Source organism: Bacillus sp. AFS041924 (assembly GCF_002577195.1).
Classification (GTDB): Bacteria; Bacillota; Bacilli; order Bacillales; family Bacillaceae_G; genus Gottfriedia.
Genome location: NZ_NULG01000125.1, coordinates 1 through 21,948 on the forward strand (window position 1 = coordinate 1; position 21,948 = coordinate 21,948).

16 protein-coding genes and 1 riboswitch are annotated in these 21,948 nt (G+C 33.4%); of the genes, 1 reads left to right on the plus strand and 15 read right to left on the minus strand.

Annotated features, from left to right (window positions below; all coding sequences use genetic code 11):
* Nucleotides 1–256 precede the first annotated feature (256 nt).
* The 12 genes from yfmH to COC46_RS20165 form a co-directional block, all read right to left on the minus strand.
* On the minus strand, nucleotides 257–1,540 hold the full coding sequence (gene yfmH / locus COC46_RS20110) for an EF-P 5-aminopentanol modification-associated protein YfmH (protein WP_098811682.1): 1,284 nt from the start codon (nucleotides 1,538–1,540) through the stop codon (nucleotides 257–259).
* Nucleotides 1,540–2,811, minus strand: a complete 1,272-nt coding sequence (gene yfmF / locus COC46_RS20115; protein WP_369700073.1) for an EF-P 5-aminopentanol modification-associated protein YfmF — start codon at nucleotides 2,809–2,811, stop codon at nucleotides 1,540–1,542. The genes yfmH and yfmF overlap by 1 nt, the downstream gene beginning before the upstream one ends.
* Nucleotides 2,812–3,324: 513 nt before the next feature.
* A complete protein-coding gene (locus COC46_RS20120) occupies nucleotides 3,325–4,272 on the minus strand; it encodes an ABC transporter permease (protein ID WP_098811684.1) in 948 nt (315 codons plus the stop codon).
* Nucleotides 4,273–4,276: 4 nt separating this feature from the next.
* Nucleotides 4,277–5,356, minus strand: a complete 1,080-nt coding sequence (locus COC46_RS20125) for an ABC transporter permease (RefSeq protein WP_098811685.1) — start codon at nucleotides 5,354–5,356, stop codon at nucleotides 4,277–4,279.
* On the minus strand, nucleotides 5,353–6,876 hold the full coding sequence (locus tag COC46_RS20130) for an ABC transporter ATP-binding protein (RefSeq protein WP_098811686.1): 1,524 nt from the start codon (nucleotides 6,874–6,876) through the stop codon (nucleotides 5,353–5,355). Before COC46_RS20130 ends, COC46_RS20125 begins: the two co-directional genes overlap by 4 nt.
* A gap of 239 nt (nucleotides 6,877–7,115) precedes the next feature.
* Nucleotides 7,116–8,213 (minus strand): BMP family lipoprotein, encoded by a 1,098-nt coding sequence (locus tag COC46_RS20135; RefSeq protein WP_218012473.1) that lies wholly within the window; start codon nucleotides 8,211–8,213, stop codon nucleotides 7,116–7,118.
* A gap of 168 nt (nucleotides 8,214–8,381) precedes the next feature.
* Entirely contained in the window at nucleotides 8,382–9,107 is a 726-nt protein-coding gene (locus COC46_RS20140; protein ID WP_098811688.1) for a GntR family transcriptional regulator, read from the minus strand.
* 247 nt (nucleotides 9,108–9,354) lie between these two features.
* Nucleotides 9,355–9,456, minus strand: a riboswitch (purine riboswitch).
* A 60-nt stretch (nucleotides 9,457–9,516) separates the two neighbouring features.
* Nucleotides 9,517–11,907, minus strand: a complete 2,391-nt coding sequence (locus COC46_RS20145; RefSeq protein ID WP_098811689.1) for a DNA translocase FtsK — start codon at nucleotides 11,905–11,907, stop codon at nucleotides 9,517–9,519.
* 123 nt (nucleotides 11,908–12,030) lie between these two features.
* Nucleotides 12,031–12,243, minus strand: coding sequence for a YlzJ-like family protein (locus COC46_RS20150; protein WP_098811690.1), 213 nt, complete (start codon nucleotides 12,241–12,243; stop codon nucleotides 12,031–12,033).
* Nucleotides 12,240–12,923 (minus strand): ClpP family protease, encoded by a 684-nt coding sequence (locus COC46_RS20155; RefSeq protein WP_255294986.1) that lies wholly within the window; start codon nucleotides 12,921–12,923, stop codon nucleotides 12,240–12,242. Before COC46_RS20155 ends, COC46_RS20150 begins: the two co-directional genes overlap by 4 nt.
* Nucleotides 12,924–13,092: 169 nt before the next feature.
* Complete coding sequence (locus COC46_RS20160) at nucleotides 13,093–14,763, minus strand: ribonuclease J (RefSeq protein WP_098811692.1); 1,671 nt, start codon at nucleotides 14,761–14,763, stop codon at nucleotides 13,093–13,095.
* A gap of 501 nt (nucleotides 14,764–15,264) precedes the next feature.
* Entirely contained in the window at nucleotides 15,265–16,194 is a 930-nt protein-coding gene (locus tag COC46_RS20165; protein ID WP_098811693.1) for a hypothetical protein, read from the minus strand.
* An 842-nt stretch (nucleotides 16,195–17,036) separates the two neighbouring features.
* On the opposite strand from COC46_RS20165, the gene COC46_RS20170 reads away from it, so the two are divergent.
* Nucleotides 17,037–18,569, plus strand: a complete 1,533-nt coding sequence (locus tag COC46_RS20170; protein WP_098811722.1) for a multicopper oxidase family protein — start codon at nucleotides 17,037–17,039, stop codon at nucleotides 18,567–18,569.
* A gap of 87 nt (nucleotides 18,570–18,656) precedes the next feature.
* On the opposite strand, the gene dapA is transcribed toward COC46_RS20170, so the two are convergent.
* From dapA to asd, 3 genes are read right to left on the minus strand one after another with little or no spacing between them, the layout of a single operon-like run.
* A complete protein-coding gene (gene dapA, locus COC46_RS20175; protein WP_098811694.1) occupies nucleotides 18,657–19,550 on the minus strand; it encodes a 4-hydroxy-tetrahydrodipicolinate synthase in 894 nt (297 codons plus the stop codon).
* A 20-nt stretch (nucleotides 19,551–19,570) separates the two neighbouring features.
* Nucleotides 19,571–20,800: an aspartate kinase gene (gene dapG / locus COC46_RS20180; RefSeq protein ID WP_098811695.1), complete on the minus strand. Its 1,230-nt coding sequence runs from the start codon at nucleotides 20,798–20,800 to the stop codon at nucleotides 19,571–19,573.
* 25 nt (nucleotides 20,801–20,825) lie between these two features.
* Nucleotides 20,826–21,869 (minus strand): aspartate-semialdehyde dehydrogenase, encoded by a 1,044-nt coding sequence (gene asd / locus COC46_RS20185; RefSeq protein WP_098811696.1) that lies wholly within the window; start codon nucleotides 21,867–21,869, stop codon nucleotides 20,826–20,828.
* Between the last annotated feature and the right edge of the window lie 79 nt (nucleotides 21,870–21,948).

The following is a 21,948-nucleotide window of genomic DNA, read 5'->3' on the forward strand; positions in this document are numbered from 1 at the left end:
TTAGGGGTCTCAAGTTTCCCGCATTTCCCATAGGAGTCTTCGCACCTTCCATTTCAATTAGTCCCGAATTTAACTAAAATCAACAATTAATATTAACAGAGCCTAAAATTTAAGGAATATAAGGGGTAAAAGAAAAGAGAAATAAGCTCTAAAAATTCATTACCTTATAAATAGTACACTTTGATTCTTTAAATAACCTTAAATTTTTATATCATAATTACAAAAAGCATCCTAAAAGGATGCTTTTTAATTCAGATTAATGAGGAAGAACGAAAAATTCACTCATATAGTCTTCATTTATTAAATGACTAGCACTTGCTTTTAGATCCTCTACAGAGATAGATTGTAACACAGATACAATGTCAAATAAATGCATATCTAAGAAAGCGTATCGTGTAAATTGGTTTGCGATATATTCTGGTGAATTTAATGATCGTAAGAATCCGCCAATTTTCTTCTTAACTACACGATCAACAATTTCCTTTTCCCAATTATGATGAATGGAGTTTAATAAAACTTCCTTTACTTTTTCAGAAAGTTTTTCTGGTGAGGTTGAGTCTCCTCCAATAATTGCGAACGCAAAACCATTTTCAGCTGAGTAATCATATGAGAATGTATCGTCGATTAAACCATCTTCATACATTTCTTGATAAGTATTTGATCCTTTGCCAAATAAATAATCTAATAATACGGAAACTGTTAATTCATGCTTTAGTAATTCGTTTCCTCCTATAGGTGCTGTAAAGTCTTTAATTCCAACAAGTACTTTCGAAGATTGAACATTCATATGCAGTACTTTTTTCTTTTCTGCAGATTCAGGAGTTTCTTCTGGGAAAAATCGTTTAATTTCGTTAGCATCTTTGAATGTTTTTTTGCTTTGGTTGTCTCTAATTAAATTCATTGTCTTTTCTGGATCTACTGGTCCTACAACAAAAAACAACATATTACTTGGGTGATAAAATGTTTCGTAACAAGTGTAAAGTAGCTCTTTTGTAATTTTTGAAATTGATTCAACCGTGCCAGCAATATCTGTTCTAACAGGATGTTTTCCGTATAAATTAGCAATCATCCCAAAATATTGTCTCCAGTCGGGATTATCTTCGTACATCTTAATTTCTTGCCCGATAATTCCTTTTTCTTTTTCCACACTTTGATCAGAGAAATATGGATCCTGAACGAAATCAACTAATGTAATTAAATTTTGTTCTACATTATCCGTTGCTGAAAATAAATAAGCTGTCCGTGTAAAACTTGTAAATGCATTTGAAGAAGCACCTTGTTTACTAAAAACTTGGAACACATCTCCATCTTTCTTTTCAAACAATTTATGCTCTAAAAAATGGGCAATTCCATCTGGTACAACTAATTTCTCATCTTTTCCTAATGGAATAAATTCAGAGTCAATTGAACCATATTTTGTTGTAAAGGTCGCATACGTTTTGTTGTAGCCTTGTTTAGGAAGAATATATACTTTTAATCCGTTTTCAAGCTCTTCGAAGTATAGAGTTTCATTCAATTGTTCAAAATACTTTTTTTCCATTATGCTCCCTCCTGACCTTTTAAGAAATATGTTGTATGCAGTTGTATTTTATTCGCCACAGCTACAATTTCATCTTTAGTAACTTTTTCGATTGCAGGAATCCAGTCTTCAATCGGACGTTCGTTACCTGCAGCTTGATCATTGAATAAAGTTTCAATAATTCCATATGCAGTGTCCATACTTTCTAATAGACTATTTTTAATAACTAATTTTGTTTGAGCAATTTCCTCTTCTGTGAAATTTCCTTTTTTCATTTCTTCAAGCTGCTCAGCGATTATTGTTGTAGCTTTTTCATAATTTTCACTAGCAATACCAGACATGACCATTAAAATTGATTTATGGCTTTCAAAACGTGATGCAGCATAGTATGCTAAGCTATTTTTTTCTCGAACATTAATAAATAATTTAGAATGTGAAAACCCTCCATAAAGTCCATTAAACACTTGAAGTGCAAAATAATCCGGGTCTTTAATTGAAATCTCTGTAGTATATCCAATGTGTAGTTTAGCTTGGTTTAATTTTTGTTCTTCAATTACTTCATTAGGAGTTTCAATCGGTTTTGCTTTTTCTGTTTCAACACTCAAAGATTCACTAGTAGTATTTCGAAAGTTTTCTTCTACTAATTGTTTACATTGATCAAATGCAACATCACCAATTATATAAAGATCAATTAAATCCTGCTGTAAAGCTTTTTCATAATATTTATAAAGAGATTCAGCTGTTATTGAATTAACATCTTCAGTTTTTCCATTTGCAAGTAATGCATATGGTTCATCCTTAAACATTTCTTCTACTAGTCGTTGATTTGCAAATTTTAATTTATCATCATTAATGGATTGGATTCGTTGTATTTGGGTTCTTTTTTGAGTTTCAACATGTTTAGCTGAAAATGCACCATTTTCTAAAAATGGATTTTGCCATATTGAAGCTATAAGCGAAAGTGCATCATTTAATAAAGAGCTTTGATTTGAAAGGTATTTTTCATTTGCAATATCAATTGTAAATGACATAACATGATAATCACCTTTTTTAGATACGTCTACAAAGAATGTAGCCCCGTATAAATCCTCTAATTTCCTTCTAATTTCGCCATTAGTAGGAAGATCTTTTGTACCGCTTTGTAATACATAAGGTAAAATTCCACGGAATGATACTGTTTCTTCTTCTAGCTTTCCACGTACTTTTAACGTAATCGAATTTGTTTTAAATTTTTCTGTTGTTACCACATGTAGTTTAATACCATTAATATCGCTATTTTTGTACTGTAACAAATTCAAATTGAACCCTCCTTAGACAATTACTATTTACTCATATTTATTTCCAATATCTTCATTGTATCTCTAATTTTACCAAAAATAAAACCTACTGCTTAGTTTACCCAAAATTATTATTTCAAATAAAAAAGGCTTTTATAATTGTCACTGTAACTTACAATTCACTCGAAACTTATAATGAAAAAATTTGATTCTAATATAAAGGTTAGTAGCGTGGAGTATTATCAAGGGGGGATCTCGGTTTTTTAATAATTTGATGCTTTACATTTAATTGCAGTTTCGTTAATTTTATTTGCGTTTCTTCCTATTTATATTTGTGATTTTCAAAATTTATTTACAGTAAGCAATTTGCACCTTTCCCTAATCGCAAAGACAAACGACTTAATTGCAATTGGCTATACATATTTGCAATTCAACTATACCTACCGCTACGCTTCTATTAATTACACCGATTTTATTTTCGAACATAAAAAAGAAAGTGCCCCAAAGGACACCTTCTTAAACATTTATTTATCGTTTACCTTTTTCATAAGCAACACCAACTGATTTTGGTGCTTGAGATGATTTTGAGAATAGTACTAATGCAATTAAAGTTACAACGTATGGGAATAACTTTAATGCTAATGGTGGTATTTGAGCCAAGCTAGGAATTACTTGTGATACATTAGCAATTGTAGTTGCAACACCGAAGAATAATGTTGCAGCTAAGATCCCTAGTGGTTTCCATTGTCCAAAAATTAATGCAGCAATTGCAAGGAAACCTAAACCAGCAACTGATCCTGTAAACTCACCAGAATATGTTACAAGAATGATTGCTCCACCTAATCCTGAAAAAGCACCTGAAACGATTACACCTAGATAACGAATACGATATACGTTAATCCCAGCTGCATCAGCTGCTTGAGGGTATTCACCACAAGCACGTAATCGTAATCCAATACGAGTTTTATAAATAATAAATGTGCTAACAATTAAGATAACAAGTACAAGCCAAGTCGTTGGATACGCATTTTTAAAGAACAGATCTCCAATAACCGGTATATCACTTAAAACTGGAATATCACTTCGGATCATACCATTAATACGAATGTTACCTGAACCTGTTAAGTTTCTTGCTAAGAAAATAGTTAATGCTCCTGCAATCATATTAATTGCGATACCACTAATAACTTGATCCGCATTTAAATTTATACTTGCAAATGCGTGTAATAGTGAAAATAAAGCACCCGCAACCATTGCTACAAGAATCCCTACCCAGATAACCCAAGTTTCAGTTGGATATGTTTCTTGTAATTTTGAAATTGTTAAAGCACTTGTAAAGCCACCAACTACCATTAAACCTTCTAAACCAATATTTACGACTCCACTTCGTTCAGAAAATAAACCACCTAAAGCTACGATTAATAAAGGAATCGTATAGGCAATTGCATATGGGAAAATTTGTATGATTAAATCCATTGCCTTATTTCACCTTCTCTCCATCTTTGCTGTTAACTGCTTCATTTTTGTATTTACGAGATTTACCAACACGATCGATAACTTTTTTAATTAAAACACTTGTAGCAGCAAAGTAAATGATGATTGCAATAATTACGTCAGCGATTTCTGGTGGAATCGCAGTCATCGCACTCATAAATCCTTTACCAGAGTATAAAATACCAAAGAATATTGCTGAGAAGAATACACCAATCGGTGTGTTCATACCTAATAATGCAACCGCAATTCCGTCAAAACCTTCTGTCGGTAAAACACCAATCTGTATTAAAGAAGAGTTACCAGCATATTGAGTTACACCAGCAAGTCCAGCTAGTCCACCTGATATCATCATAGATAAGATAACATTGCGATTTACTGAAATACCTGCATATTCAGCAGCACTACGGTTATAACCTACAGCTTTTAGCTCATAGCCTAAAACAGTACGATTAATGATAAATGAAATGATAATTACCATAATAACAGCAATAAATAATCCAAAATTAATCCAAGACCCACCAAATAAATCAGTTAGAAATTGCATTTTTAATGTTGCTGCATCCGGTAGAATTTTAGATTCAGTTTCTGTGTTTCCTTTAAAGTACTGAGGAACTAAATAGTAAATTGTCCAATAAGCAATCCAATTCATCATTATCGTTGAAACTACTTCGTGAACATTGAACTTTGCTTTTAGTAGACCTGGTATAAATGCCCATAAAGCACCCGCTAAAGCTCCTGCAATTACCATAATTGGAACTAAAATTAAAGTCGGTAAGTCATAAGTTAAACCGATTGCTGATGCTACAAATCCTCCGAAAAGCATTTGTCCTGATGCACCGATATTAAATAAACCAGTTCTGAATGCAAATGCAACAGAAAGTCCAGTTAATATTAATGGAGTAGCAGTAGCTAAAGTATTTCCAATACGCTCAGGATCCTTTAACCCACCTTGAAATAAGTATGAAAAACCTTCTACTGGATCATTTCCAGTAATTAAAATTAATAACGCTCCGGCAATTAATCCTAAAAATATGGCAATTAAAGAAATTATTCCTCCCTTTTTCATGCCCTTTCACCTCTCTTTATACCAGCCATCATCAGCCCTAATTCATCTTCATTCGTATTTTTCGCATCAACTATATCAATAATTTCACCGGCATTGACAATTGCAATACGATCAGAAAGATTTAATACTTCTTCAAGCTCTAAAGAGATTAGTAGTACTGCTTTACCGTTATCTCTTTGTTCTATTAATCTCTTATGAATATACTCAATAGACCCTACATCTAATCCACGTGTTGGTTGACAAGCAATTAGTAACTCTGGCTTTAATTCAATTTCACGCCCGATAATTGCTTTTTGCTGATTTCCACCAGACATCGACTCAACAACTGTTTTCGCTCCTTCACCTGAGCGAACATCAAATTCCTCGATGATTTTCTTAGCATGTTTAGCAATGGCTTCTTTATTTAACACTCCATATTTTGAATATGGGGCCTGATTATATATTTCTAAGACAACGTTTTCTTCAATTGAATATTCAAGTACTAATCCACGTTTTTGTCGATCTTCTGGAATATGTGCGATTCCACTATGAATTCGTTCACGAATACTGTTTTTTGAAATATCTTTACCTTTTAATTGGATACTTCCTTCTTCAATTGGTCTTAATCCAGTAATCGCTTCTACAAGCTCAGATTGTCCATTTCCTTCTACTCCTGCGATCCCAACAATCTCACCAGCACGAACTTGTAGTGACGCATTTTTTAGACCAAGTACTTTTTTATTATTTTTCACACTTAAATTATTAACTTGAAGGACAACCTCACCTGGCTTAGATTCAGTCTTATTTACTTTGAAAGAGACCTGACGTCCGACCATCATAGATGCCATTTCAGCTTCAGAAGTTTGTTTAACATCCACAGTACCGATGTATTTACCGTGACGTATTACAGTACATTGATCAGCAACAGCTTTAATCTCTTTTAATTTATGAGTAATGATGATAATTGACTTACCTTCTTTTATTAAGTTTTTAATAATACTCATTAAATCTTGAATTTCTTGAGGAGTTAAAACAGCAGTTGGCTCATCCAAGATTAAAACATCTGCATTTCGATACAAAGTTTTTAATATTTCAACTCTTTGTTGCATACCAACAGAGATATCTTCAATTTTTGCATATGGATCCACGTTTAAACCGTAAGTTTTTGATAGCTCTTCAATACGTTTAGCTGCTGTTTTGACATCTACAACTAAGCCTTTTTTCGGCTCAAGACCTAAAATAATATTTTCAGTAACTGTAAAGTTTTGAACTAACTTAAAGTGTTGATGAACCATTCCGATTCCTAGTTCATTTGCAACATTTGGATTTGAGATTTTTACTTCTTTACCTTTGACTTTAATCATACCTTTTTCAGGTGTATACATTCCAAAAAGGACGGACATTAAAGTTGACTTCCCTGCTCCATTTTCACCAAGAAGAGCATGAACTTCACCTTTTTTTAATCGTAGTGTAATATTATCATTTGCTATAATACCTGGAAATTCTTTTGTTATATTTAACATTTCCACTACATATTCCATAAACTTCCTCCTCGTATATTACGAAATCATTTATTCAAAAACGCATCACGTGAATTCGAAATATTTTATCATTTATTTTTATATTTTTAGGGGGGATTCACCCTTTACTCATGCCCTAAACAATTAAAAGCGCTACTTACAAATTGCTTTCAATTGGTTAAGGCATGAAAATTCATTTTAGGTCAGAAGAAGCATAAATAGGGTCAACCTTACTTATGCTTCTTCTTATATTACATAGATTATTTAATTAAACTTCCTCTTTCGCTTGCTACAACGATTTCGCCAGACTTAATTTTGCTATATACTTCGTCAACTTTTGTAACTGTTTCATCACTTAAGTTTGGATTTTCTTTTGGTAAGCCTACACCATCATTTTTAGCATCGAAAATTAATGTTTGTCCACCAGGGAATTTTCCATCTTTTTCAGCTTTCATCATATCAGAAGCTGCTTTAGAAATATCTTTCATTGCAGAAGTTAAGATTGTTGATTTCTTACCTTCGTAAATACCTTCAGAATATTGGTCAACGTCTACACCAATAATCCAAGCTTCTTTACCGTTTTTAGCACGAGCTTTTGATTCGTTGATTGCACCAACACCTACACCACCTGCAGCAGTGAAGATTGCTTTAACTCCACGGTCATACATTTGTGCAGCAATTTGTTGTCCACCAGCTACATTGTTGAAGCTACCTTCGTATACAACGTTCTCAGCTTTTAAAGACATCTTTGTTCCAAGGTTATCATTTGCATATTTAACACCTTGTTGGAATCCCCAATTGAATTTTTGTACTGCTGGAATTTCCATACCACCGATAAATCCTAAATCACCAGTTTTTAATTGAAGAGCAGTTGCAACACCAGCTACAAATCCAGCTTCATGTTCTGCAAAGAAGATTGATACAGTGTTATCTTTTACTACTGGTTTCATATCATCTGCAGAGTGCGGTGTACCATCGATAATAACAAATTTATCATCTTTATATTTATCTTGAGCTTTAAATACTGCAGTTTCGAATTTAAAACCTGGAGTTACGATAAATTTAAAACCTGCATCGTGTAAGTTACCCATTTCTTTTAAATAGTCTGCTTCAGTTGTTCCAACTGGTTTTAAATATTTTGTATCTTTTTTAAGATCGAACCCTAAGTCTTTCGCTCCAGCTTGGATCCCTTCCCAAGTACCTTGGTTAAATGACTTATCATCAATAGTACCAGCGTCTGTTACCATACCTACTTTAAATGCGCCTTTTGCGTCTTTTGTTTCTCCACCTTTACCACAAGCACCTAAAATTGTACCTGCTGCTAAGGCCATTGAAAGAACAAGACCAGCTTTTTTCATCTTCATGAAAATTTGCCCCCTTAAATTTTTATTTACTTTTGTACTAGCTTGGTTTATAATCGTTAACTTAACGATCCACCTCCCTAATAATTTAATGAAATTTCTGTAAACAATATTTAAAAACTAGCCAATAATTATTTTTCGTAAAAATAAACTTGGCTATTCAATTTAATTTCTCTTTCTTAAGACATTAAAGCTGAACTGATCCGCTCTGAAATAATTATAAGAATGAAGAACGGCACGGTTTAAGTCATCAAAATGTAGTTGTTCGATTAATAATAATGAAACATCTGGTTCACACTGTAATAAAGGAGATACTTTATCGTTGTATCCAATTGGTTCGATTCTTGCACTTGAGTACTCGATATTTCGACCAGTTTCTTTTTTAATGAATGAAAAAAACGAATGATCTTCATATGATGGAACCTGTTTAAAATAATTAGTTGGTAATTTATCAATACAGTAAACTACAGGCTCTCCATTTGCAGTTCGAATTCTTTCAACTACATGCATACGATCATCTTCTGTGATTGAGAAGCTTTTTAAATCTTCTTTAGTTGGTACTAATAGTTTAGAAGATAAGAAGATTGTACCAGGCGTCTTACCTGCTTCAACAATCATTTCTGAAACACTACTTAATTGTTCAATGCCTGTCCTAAAAATAGGTTTTGGTTTCACAAATGTCCCTACACCATGTCTTCTAACTAGAATATTTTCTTCTTCTAAAACTCTCAATGCTTCTCTTAATGTTGCTCTACTGACTCCAAATATTTTAGATAACTCATACTCTGATGGTAACTTATGATGTGGCAAATAAATACCATTCTCAATATCTTGTTTTATTCGATCCATCACTTGGAGATATAGCAATCTGGTATCCGTTTTAATCTTCATTTCCCATCCCCCAAACTTCGGATTTCAGACATCAGTTGTTAGACATCTGTCGTATAATCCTTCTTTACTATACTGTTATTTTTTAATCATTTCAACACTTTTTTGAAAACGCTTTACTTTTTATTTCGTTAATGAATCTTTAGACGATTTTAAACATAAAAAACTCTTATAATCTACAGTTTCACTAGGTGAAAAAGCTAGATTATAAGAGTTTTTGATTTCTCGTTAAAATATAAATCATTTCTCCATAATAATGCTTTTTCCCCATAGTATTGCAAATATTGGTTGCAATGTAGAAACTTCCGACCCATAACGTCGAAATTATATGAGGACTATCAATTTATCTGAAGAAATAATATCATTCTATGTCTAAAATTGTCAACAATGTTTCGACAATTTTTTCATTTTTCTAAGACAATGCTTGTTCATCTTCTACTGGTTTACTAATTAATACTTCTCTAGGTTTACTACCTTCATACGGACCGACTATTCCATTTTCTTCCATCGCATCGATCAATCTAGCAGCTCTTGTATATCCAATTCTAAACCTTCTTTGAAGTAGTGAAACAGAGGCTGATTGCATATTTGTTACTAAATCAACAGCTTCATTATAAAGATCATCATCCACTTCCGATTTCCCATCTTTTTCCTCTTTTACCATCATTTCTTCTTGGTATTGAGCCTTTTGTTGAGAGATTGAAAATTCGACAACTCGTTCAACTTCATCATCTGATAAAAATGCTCCTTGAACGCGAAGTGGTTTTGATGCACCGATTGGTTGATACAACATATCTCCTCTACCTAATAGTTTTTCTGCTCCTCCAGTATCAAGTATTGTACGAGAATCTGTTTGTGATGATACGCTAAATGCAATTCGAGACGGTATATTTGCTTTAATAACCCCAGTTATAACATCAACTGATGGTCTTTGTGTAGCAATAATTAAGTGGATACCTGCTGCACGAGCCATTTGAGCTAATCTTGTAATTGAATCTTCTACATCACTCGAAGCTACCATCATCAAGTCTGCTAACTCATCAACAATCACTACGATAAATGGTAATAAAGGTTGTTTAGAATCAGTCATTGCGTTATTTTGCTTTGTTAAATCGTTATAGCCTTCGATATTTCTTGTACCTGAGTGAGAAAAAAGCTCGTATCTTCTTTCCATTTCACTTACTACTTTTCGTAAAGCTTGTGATGCCTTTTTAGGATTTGTAACAACAGGTGTTAGTAAATGTGGAATTCCATTATAAACATTTAATTCAACCATCTTTGGATCAATTAACATAAGTTTTACTTCAGACGGTTTTGCATTCATTAGGATGCTAACAATGATTCCATTTATACAGACACTCTTACCACTACCTGTCGCTCCAGCTACTAATAAATGCGGCATTTTATTAAGCTCTGCAAATACAGCATCACCGGCAATATCCTTTCCTAAAGATACTGCTAACGGATTTTGTAATTTAGGATTTTTTGCTTCGAGAACTTCTCTAAGCAAAACAGTCGTTATATTTGTATTTGGCACTTCAATACCTACAGCAGATTTACCTGGAATAGGAGCTTCGATTCGAATATCTTTTGCAGCAAGTGCAAGTGCTAAATCATCACTAAGATTTACAATTCGACTAACTTTTACTCCTGCCTCAGGATATACTTCATATTTCGTTACTGCCGGTCCATGATGGACTTTTGTAACTGTAGCCTTTACGCCAAAGCTTTGAAATGTTCTTTCAAGCTTGTCCGCATTTTCTTTTAATTTTGATTCATTTTCACGTTTTTTAGCGCCCTTTGGATAGGCTAATAAGTCCAATGAAGGCAGTACGTAATCTACCTTATCATCATCAACACCAACTTCTGCAACTGGCAATTCGATTGAATGATCTTCTTCCTCTGCAAAATGAGCTTGAATTTGATTTGAGTCCTTTGCGATGATCAATTCTGGTTCCTTTGGTGGTTGATATGTAGGAGAATATTCGATTTGAATTTCTTTTTTCGGCTTGGTGAATTCATCTTCATATGAATTATTTACCTGATAATTTAAATTATTACTTATCGCAACTTCTTCCTCAGGATCTTCATATGAATCCTTTTTAGCTTTTCTCTTTTGTTTAGCCTCAGCTCGTCTACTTGTAGTAGTTTTTTGTTCGCGACCACGCTTCCAGAAATTTGTAAAATCATTCCAACTATCTGAAATTGTATTTCTTACTTTCGGCATTAGATATTGATATATATAACCCCCAAGTGGCTTTCCGGTAATAAATAATACTCCCGCAACAATTGCAATGATGCCAAAAAGAATCGCACCTGTTCGATCAAATAAGAAGTATAAAACTGCAAAAAGTAATGCGCCAATCATACCTCCGCCAAGATCCACCACGCCAATTTTCCCTTTCGCTTCTTCTAAGAATAAATCTAGCGTTCTTTTAATGACAGATTGATCTTTAAATTGATTATTTTTTGCTATTAAATCAAATAGAGTAACATGACTAAACATCAATATACTTAAGAAGATCAACAATCCACCAATCGTTACGCTCGAAACAAATGGAGGTCTTTTTCGATAAATGATACTATATGCTGATAAACCGATTATAAAAAGAAAGCTAAGCATATACCATTCTCCAAAGAAAAATCTTAGGAATAATACAAAGGCTTTACCTACTATACCAAGCTTTAAGATTGTGACGATCGATAGTGCTATAAAAATCAAACCAGTAATTTCATACCATATTGAACCATGTCCATTTGATGACTTTCGAGCTTTTGATTTTTGCTGCTTCTGCTTTGCCATGTAATTCACCCCCATCTAAATATACTGATTCGCCAAAGAAAGCAGCCTTTTGGCTGCTTTCTTAAATTGAATTTATTATAACATATCAGAACATATGTTTACCATGTATTGTTAATAATTACCTCAAGTTGGAAGAACTAAAATTCTTTGACCAGGTGAATATTGCATAAAATGCTGAGGATCAGTGCTAACAATTCTTTTAATTTCAAAAGCTGCTCCTCCTACACAATCAACCATCATTGGAACACCATTGTATTCCATAAATTGCTCAGAAGTATATTCCTGCTGATCAATAGGAAAAATCGATTCAAGTGGCATAATTGTATAAAGAATCAAAATTCATTCTCCTCTTTAGTAGAATTTTCTTTTCTTTCGTCAATTAATTCCTGTAATTTACTTAGTGCTTGACCTATCCCACCAACATCGTCAATTAGTCCATATTTTACTGCGTCTCCACCTACTACATTTGAGCCGATATCTCTAGTTAAGTTACCTTTTGTGAACATTAGTTCCTTGAAACGCTCTTCAGTAATATTTGAATGCTTTGTAACAAAACGAGTTACCCTTTCTTGCATTTTATCAAGGTATTCAAATGTTTGTGGTACACCTATTACTAAACCAGTTAAACGGATTGGATGGATCGTCATTGTAGCTGTTTCAGCAATAAATGAATAGTCAGTGCTTACTGCTATTGGTACCCCAATACTATGTCCTCCTCCTAAAACGATTGAAACGGTAGGTTTCGTTAAAGTTGCGATCATTTCTGAGATAGCAAGTCCAGCTTCTACATCACCACCGACTGTATTTAGAACAATTAATAATCCTTCAATCTTAGGATTTTGTTCAATTGCTACTAATTGAGGTATTAAATGCTCATATTTAGTTGTCTTATTTTGAGGTGGTAATGCTACATGACCTTCAATTTGTCCAATAATCGTTAGACAATGAATTTTTGAATCATTACTTGTTGGAACATTTGTTTGTCCTAATTGCTGAATTTTTTCAACAATACTCATATCTTTTTGATCATTTGGCTTTGGAGGTGCTTCTTCGTTCGGAATAGGTGTTTCATTATTTGAATTTGTCAAAACGGTTCCCCCTATCATTTTTCATACAAGTTAGTATGTGAAAATAAGAAGGAAATCATACCCATTTTAGAAGAAGAAGTACATCTTTTCATTAAATTTACACTTCCATTAAGATCGGAAGAATCATCGGTCTTCTTTTTGTTTCTTCATATAAGTAAGCGCTTAAACCATCTCTAATTGAATTTTTTAATAATGTCCATTCAATTTGGTCATTCTGTAACATTTTTTCAGTGATGTCTTTTACGATTTCTGTTGATCTAGTTATTAATTTTTCTGACTCACGAACATAAACAAATCCACGAGTAATAATTTCTGGACCGGAAATGATCGCCCTTTTTTGCTTATTAAATGTTACAACCACTATTAGAATTCCATCTTGAGAAAGTAGCTTACGATCACGTAAAACGATATTTCCAACATCCCCAACACCAATTCCATCAATTAAAACGTTACCAACCTCAATTTTTTCAGTTCGAGTAGCTTGACCATTTTTAAACGAGACAACGTCTCCTTTTTCAATTATAAATATATCTTCTTTAGCAATCCCTACTTCTTCTGCAATATGAGAATGTGCTTTTTGCATTCTATATTCACCATGAACTGGTATGAAATATTTAGGCTTCATCAATTCAAGCATTAACTTTAATTCTTCTTCGTATCCATGACCTGATACGTGTACTTTTTTATAACCATAAATAACATTTGCCCCTGCTCTAAATAATAGATTAACAGATGTTGCTACTAACATTTCATTCCCTGGGATCGGTGTTGCTGCCATTAAAACTGTGTCACCTTTTCGGATTGAAACTTGTTTATGAGTACCTTTTGCGATTTTAGAAAGAGCTGCCATTGGTTCTCCTTGAGTACCTGTCGTTAAAATGACGATATCTCTTTCTTTATAATTATCTGTATCAACTACAGAAATCATTAAATCTTCAGGGATTGATAAGTAATCTAATTCCTTAGCCAACTCAATCGATTTCATCATGCTACTACCGACTACTGCTAGTTTTCGCTCAGCCGCTACACTTGCGTTAATAACTTGTTGAATTCGATAAATATTTGAAGAAAAGCAAGCTACTAAAACTCTACCTTTTGCATTTATTATTTCTTTTTTAATTTCTTCCGCTACTTTCTTCTCAGACCCCGAAAATCCTTGTCTTTCTGCGTTTGTGCTATCAGAAAGTAAACATAATACACTTTTATCACCTATTAATGCTAGTTTTCCTAAATCAGCACCTGGATAAGGGCTTTTCGATTGATCAAACTTGAAATCTCCTGTAAAAACTACTGCTCCCTGTGGTGTATTTACGCAAAATCCAAATGAGTCAGGTATGCTATGAGTAGTTCTAAAGAAACTAATTGAGCTATTTTCAAATGTTAATAAAGTGCTTTCGTCATATAGTTCAAATTGCTCAAGGTTTTTAATGCCTTTTTCACTTAATTTTTCTCTAATAAATAGATAAGCCAATTTATTCGTGTAAAACTTTACTTCCGGAAGTTTATTCATAATATATGGAATCGCACCAATATGATCTTCGTGTCCATGTGTGATAAAAACCCCTACTACTTTATGAGCGTTTTTTTCTAAATAACTTACATCAGGTATGACATGATCTATTCCGTACATTTCTTGGTCAGGAAATTTTAAACCTGCATCTAGCACGTAAATCAATTCTCCAACTTCGACTATATACATGTTTTTTCCGATTTCACCTACCCCACCAAGGGCAAAAACTTTTACATGTTCCTTCATTTCCTTCACCACAACCTGTTCCTCCTAGTTAATTCTTTAAATTTACAGACCGTTCAAAATCTTACAAACATTATATCCTAGACGGAACAAGTAAAACAAGATACATTCTTCCTTAAATAGGAAAATCGAATTACTTAAGGTATGATATAATCAATTTTCACTTCAAAGATGTTCATTAAAAATGAAGAATAGTTGATTTTTTCTAAATGAACGACTTTGTAATTTTTCCATCTACTTTATGTATCCCACTTTTTATTTAACTTTCCTTGATAATTATTTAAACAAAAATAGAGCCAATAGTATGGCTCTATTTAACTTAACTACTGTTTGCATGGTCGAAAAACTCATTCTCATTTTAATTTTTTTAAACTGATGTTTTTTTTAAAATAAGACTAAATTATTGAATCATGTAATTCAAAGCCGAAACTTAGCTAAGTATCGATTTTGTATATTCAGAGGAAAATGAAAGAAAATGAAAGTTCATGAAAACTGATAATTTAAATAATAAACTTATTATTCTTTATTATCGTTTACAATCGAATCTTGGTTCGAATTTATTTCATCCTGGTTTACATATTCGTCTTTTTCATCTATTTGCAAATCAATAACTGTATTTTCTTCTTTTGGTTTTACAACTGCGTCACTTTCTTGATTTAGATGATTATGATAATTTTTCATTGGAATATTGATTGTAAAACCGTCTTTACCATGTTTAATGGTAATACTGTCAGTTGAATTGTTATCGATTACAATACTATCAGGCGGACTACTGTCAGAAGAGTTGCTATCAGTGGAAAAATTCTCAGTGGAATTGTTTTCAGAAGAAATGTTAACCGTTGAAATGTTAACAGTTGAATTGTTAACAGTAGCTTTGTTATCAGTAGAACTGTTATCAGTAGCATTATTAACAATGGAATTGTTATCAATAGAACTGTTATCAGTAGAGTTACTATCTGTGGCATTACTATCTTTAGCATTGCCATCAATTATACTACTATCAATAATGCTACTATCCGTAATACCGCTATTAGACAGAGTACTATTCATTACAATACAAACCAAAATAGTACTATTTGTGATAATACTATCAGAAATCTCACAATTAGTAATCTTACAATTGGTAATCTTACAATTGATAATCTTACAATTAGTAAGATCAGTATCATAAATACTTACACCATTGAAACTGCTATCAAAAGAACTACTTACATTAAAATTACTATCAATAACATTCTTATCAGTAGAATTGCTTAATTTATTACTAACATTAGTATTGCTATCAGATGACTTACTTGTATTTATATTAATGACATTATCATCGCTATCGGTTGAATTAGTATTATTTGCACTACCTTCAATATTACTATTATCAGTTGGACTGCTAAACTTATTAGCAACTTTATAAAAAGGGATACGTTTTCTTCTTGGATCAAAAGTTGACATTTTTATTCCTCTTTCCAGTTTGTACTTAGGCATCTTATTTTTAAATTTGTTTTAGAATAGTTATTGTTTAAACACAATGTAGATTAAACAATTGATTGATATGAAAAGTACGGGATGGGATTTCTTTTAGAGCATATTTCGCATGGATTTATTGGGTTTTATGAGAGTATTAATGTTTGTCTCTGGGTGTGTGTAATGGAACGGTAAAAAACTATTCACTATTAATTAGTAACAAAGTTTTAAAATTGCCTGTACAAGCAATATATGTGGACAAAGTTCATGGCGATTATGTAGCTACCCATTGGAAAATTTTACTAATTTCAAAGTAAAATTTACTTATTTTACTCTTCACATGAAATGGTTTACTGAAATGATACTATAGCAACACAATAACAAAACCACTTATGTCATCCCAGTAAAATGGATTGTGCATAAGTGGTTTTATTATATATAATATAAAACTTCACCTAATTGGTTCATTTATAAATTTAACGTTGTGCCTTCAGTTTCTGGAAGTGGCACCAGTGTTTAAACATCTCCAAGTACCTTTCCTATTACATGTAAAGCTCCTTAATACAGCACTTTTTTAAAATTAATGCGCATAATTCTCAATCAATTATTTTCCCCTTTGGATTTTTTACTTATTGAAAGGTCAATTTTTAGTTAAATGGAGAATATGAATAATTTAGAAAAGGGGGATCTGAATGAATATAAATGAAAGAGAGTCTCATGACTTGAAAAACTTTTCCATAAAACGTACACCTCCCAATAGCTATTATGAAGAACAATGTAATTACACATCTAGTAACCAATGGAATAGTAATAAAGAACGTTCAAATAAAATGATTCTCTCTAAATTTGTAGATGAACTCCCCATTCCGCCCATTTTAAAACCTCGTTGGAAAGATCAATTTTATACTTATTATGAAGTAAGAATGACGGAGTTTAATCAATCATTTCATAGCGAGTTAAATGACACAACTGTATGGGGCTACGAGGGTAGTTTCCCAGGACCGACAATTCGAGTTGAATCAGGTGAAATCGTGTTTATTAAATGGATTAATAATCTCCCTGATCAGCACTTGTTTCCTATAGACTATACGGTTCACGGTGCTCATAAGGATGTGCCTGACGTACGCACGGTAGTGCATGTTCATGGTGCTTGTGTTGAATCAGCAAGCGATGGCTATCCTGAAGCTTGGTTTACAAAGGACTTTAAACAAGTTGGGCGTTATTTTACCAAACAAATATATCGATACGATAATTGCGACTGTGCTTCCACTCTTTGGTATCATGATCATGCACTTGGGATTACTAGACTCAATGTTTATGCGGGACTGGCCGGATTTTATCTAATCAGTGATCAAAATGAACATAGATTAAATTTACCGAATGGGAAATATGATGTCCCACTATTGATTCAAGATAAAAGTTTTCATTACGATGGTTCGCTTTTGTATCCTAGTCAACCAGATAAACCCGTCAAAGAATTACAAACGTCTATTCTCCCTGAATTTGTTGGAGATACAGTTGTTGTAAATGGTAAAGTGCATCCATACTTTAATGTAGAACCAAGAAAATATCGATTTAGACTACTAAATGCTTCTAATTCGCGATTTTTTCGGATTAAGCTAGATTCTGGTCAACTTATGTATCAAATCGCTACAGATGGGGGATTCATTCAGCATCCGGTAGGAATAAATGAACTTATGTTATCACCTGCGGAACGTGCTGAAGTAATTATCGATTTTACGAATCTTGAAGGAAAGTATATTATGATGACAAATGATGCACCCGCTCCATTTCCAAACGGAAAAACTGTTGATGAAAACACAGGTACGGTGATGCAATTTAGAGTTTCCTTGGACTTGTCAAATATAGATACAAGTATGATTCCCAGATATTTGCAGGATGTTCCAAAATTAAATGCACGGTCTGCTTCCATGTCGCGTTACCTCACATTAAATCACACGATGGATCAGTTTGGACGAGAAATTATGTTATTGGATAATAAAAAGTGGGATGCTCCTATTTCAGAAACCCCACAGCTAGGATCGACCGAAATATGGTATTTAATTAACTTAACGCCTGATGCTCATCCTATACATCTTCACTTAATTGATTTCCAAATCTTAGACCGGAGAAATTTTGATATAGAAAAATATAAAAAAGAAAGGGTAATTCATTATACAGGGCCAGCAATTCCACCTGAACCACAAGAAAATGGATGGAAGGACACTGTTCAATCTTATCCAAACCAAGTAACTAGAATCATAATGAAATTTGGTCCTTTCACAGGGTTATATGTTTGGCACTGTCATATGTTAGAACACGAGGACTATGAAATGATGAGGCCATTTATTGTGATTCAATAATAGAAATCATATTATATAGACTAATAAGTGCAACAAAAAACCACTTACGTTCATCCAAAATTGGATTGTACATAAGTGGTTTTGTTATTAATTATTTTGTAGTGCTTCGTCTAATTTGTTAATGAGTATGCCTAATGTTGTGCGTTCAGCTTCTGAAAGTGGTACAAGTGGTAAACGAACTCCACCTACATCTAGACCTTTCATTTGTAAAGCTGTCTTGATTGGACCTGGGCTTGGAGCCATGAAGAACCCTTCAAATAACGGTAATAGCTTACGGTGTAAGAATTGTGCTTTAGCCATGTCTCCTGTGAAGAAGCATTCAGCTAATTGTTGCATTTCATTTCCTAACACGTGAGATGCTACTGAAACAGTTCCTTTTGAACCAATTGCAAATGCAGGTAACGTTAAACCGTCATCTCCACAATATAATTCAAAATCTTCAGGAGTACGATCGATAATTTCAGTCATGATACTTAAGTTACCAGTCGCATCTTTAATTGCAACTACGTTTTCGATTTCTGCTAGTCTTACAACTGTGTCTACAGTAAGGCTGGCAACTGTTCTACCTGGTACATTATAAAGCATTACAGGCAGTTCAGTACTTTCAGCTGCTGCTTTAAAGTGTTGATACAGTCCTTCTTGGTTCGGTTTATTATAATAAGGAACAACAACCATTATTGCGTCTACACCTAAAGCAGAAACCTTTTTCGTTAATTCAACTGTTTCGCGAGTATTATTACTTCCTGTACCCGCGATTACTGGTACTCTTCCATTAGCAGTTGAAACAACATGACTAATTAACGCTAATTTTTCTTCAGAAGTTAATGTTGGTGATTCGCCAGTAGTACCGCAAACTACGATTGAATCAGTTCCATTTTCTATCAGGTAATTCACAAGCTTTGTTGTTTTTGTAAAATCAATATTTCCTTTTGAATCAAAAGGTGTTACCATCGCTGTTGAAATCTTACCAAATCTGCTCATTGTTCCACTCCGATCAAATATTAATCCACTTTAACTGAACTTAGTTCAAATGCATCATGAAGTGCAGTAACTGCTTCGATCATATCCTCATTTTTTACAAGCACCCAAATTGTCGTATGACTGTCAGCCGATTGTAAAATTTGAATACCTTTTTCAGCAAGTGCAGTTACAATTTTTGAAGTTACACCAGGTACTCCTGCAATTGCAGCCCCAACGATTGATACTTTTGCACAACCTGTTGTGTATGATGGCTCATAGCCTATTCCTTTTAATACATCAACAGCTTTTGAAGCAACCTCATCACTTACAGTGTAGACTACACCATTAGGTGAAATATTAATAAAGTCTACACTTATTCCTTTATTAGCCATTGCTTTAAAAACTTGAGAATGCAAATCAAATGTATGTTCCTTTGATGTTACTCTAATTTGAGTAACATTTGGTACATGCGCAATTCCTGTAATTAAACGATCTTGAATACCCTCACCAATAATACGTTGAGTTGGATTCGATGTTACAAGCGTGCCTAAACTAGTTGAATACGTTGAACGAATTCGAATCGGTACTTTCCCTTGCATCGCGATTTCTACAGCTCTAGGATGAATTACTTTTGCTCCTTGATATGCCATATTACAAATTTCTGCATAAGTAACAACGGACAGTGGTCTTGCTTCCTTTACAATTCTTGGATCTGCTGTCATTACACCTTCAACATCAGTAAAGATTTCAATTGTTTCTGCACCGACAGCAACACCAAGAGCAGATGCAGAAGTATCACTACCACCTCTACCTAATGTCGTAATATCACCATTAGATGTTGATCCTTGGAACCCTGCAACTACTACAACATCAAAGTTTTCTAATTCTTTAAGTAAACGGCCACATTTCATATCAAGAATTTTTGCATTACCAAATTCATCATTTGTTCGGAAACCTGCTGATGCGCCTGTCATTGCCATGGCATGAATACCGTTTTCATTCAATAAATTTGAAAATACAATTGATGAAATTGTTTCTCCACATGACATTAATAAATCAAGTTCTCTTTGTGTTACCTTACTTTTTTTCGCACCAACTAAATTTAAAAGTGTGTCTGTTGCGTACGGTTCACCTTTTCGGCCCATTGCAGATACAACTACTACTAATTTATATCCTTTTTCTAATGCGCTTTTTATATGCTTAAGTGCGTGCTTTCTTCCATTTTCGTCACGAACTGAAGTCCCACCAAATTTTTGGACTAATATTTTCATTCTTGCACCTCTCTAGCAGTTTTCACTAAATGATGCTTAACTCAATTAATCTTTCAGCAATTTGCACTGAATTCCAAGCAGCACCTTTTAATAGATTATCTGAAACGATCCATAAATGGAATCCAAATGGATTATCTAAGTCTTTACGGATACGTCCTACATATACTTCATTACTTCCAATACTATAAAATGGCATTGGGTATAACTGTTGATCTGGATCATCTTGTAAAACGATACCAGGTGCATCACTTAAAAGTGATTTTAGCTCAGCTACTGATACCTCTTTATCAACTTCGATGTAAACTGACTCTGAGTGACCAGAAATTACAGGAAGTCTTACACAAGTTGCGCTAATTTGTAATTCAGGTAAATGCATGATTTTTTTTGTTTCATTAATCATTTTCATTTCTTCATAAGTATATCCATTTTCAGTAAATACGTCGATTTGTGGAATTGCGTTAAAAGCAATTTGATAATGTTTCTCACCACTTTTTACTGGTAATACTGATGGAGTTGCTTCTTCGCCATTTAAGAATGCTTGTGCTTGTTCCTTTAATGCTTCAATTGCAGTAACTCCAGCACCTGAAACAGCTTGATAAGTAGATACTACTACTTTATTTAATCCAATTGTTTGACGAATTGGTTCAAGAGCAACAACCATTTGAATTGTTGAACAGTTAGGATTAGCAATAATACCTTTATGATTAAATAAATCTTTATCATTTACTTCAGGTACAACTAAAGGTACATCTTCAGCCATTCTGAATGCACTTGTATTATCTACTACAACTGCTCCTCTTTTAACTGCTTCAGGAGCTAGTTCCTTCGATACAGAGCCACCAGCACTGAATAAAGCAATATCAACACCTTCAAAAGCTTCCGGAGTAGCTTCTTGAACGATAACCTCTTCACCTTTAAATGTTAGTTTTGTACCTGCAGAACGTTTTGAAGATAAATATTTAATTTCTTTTATTGGAAAATTTCTTTTTTCTAATGTTGCAATCATTTGTTGACCAACTGCTCCAGTTGCTCCAACTACAGCTACTACATAACTTTGTTTATTCCCCACTTTTTTGCACCATCCCTATTTTCACTTTTAATAAATAGTTTACGTCAAATGAAGTTGATATTCAAAGGTTTTCACTTGA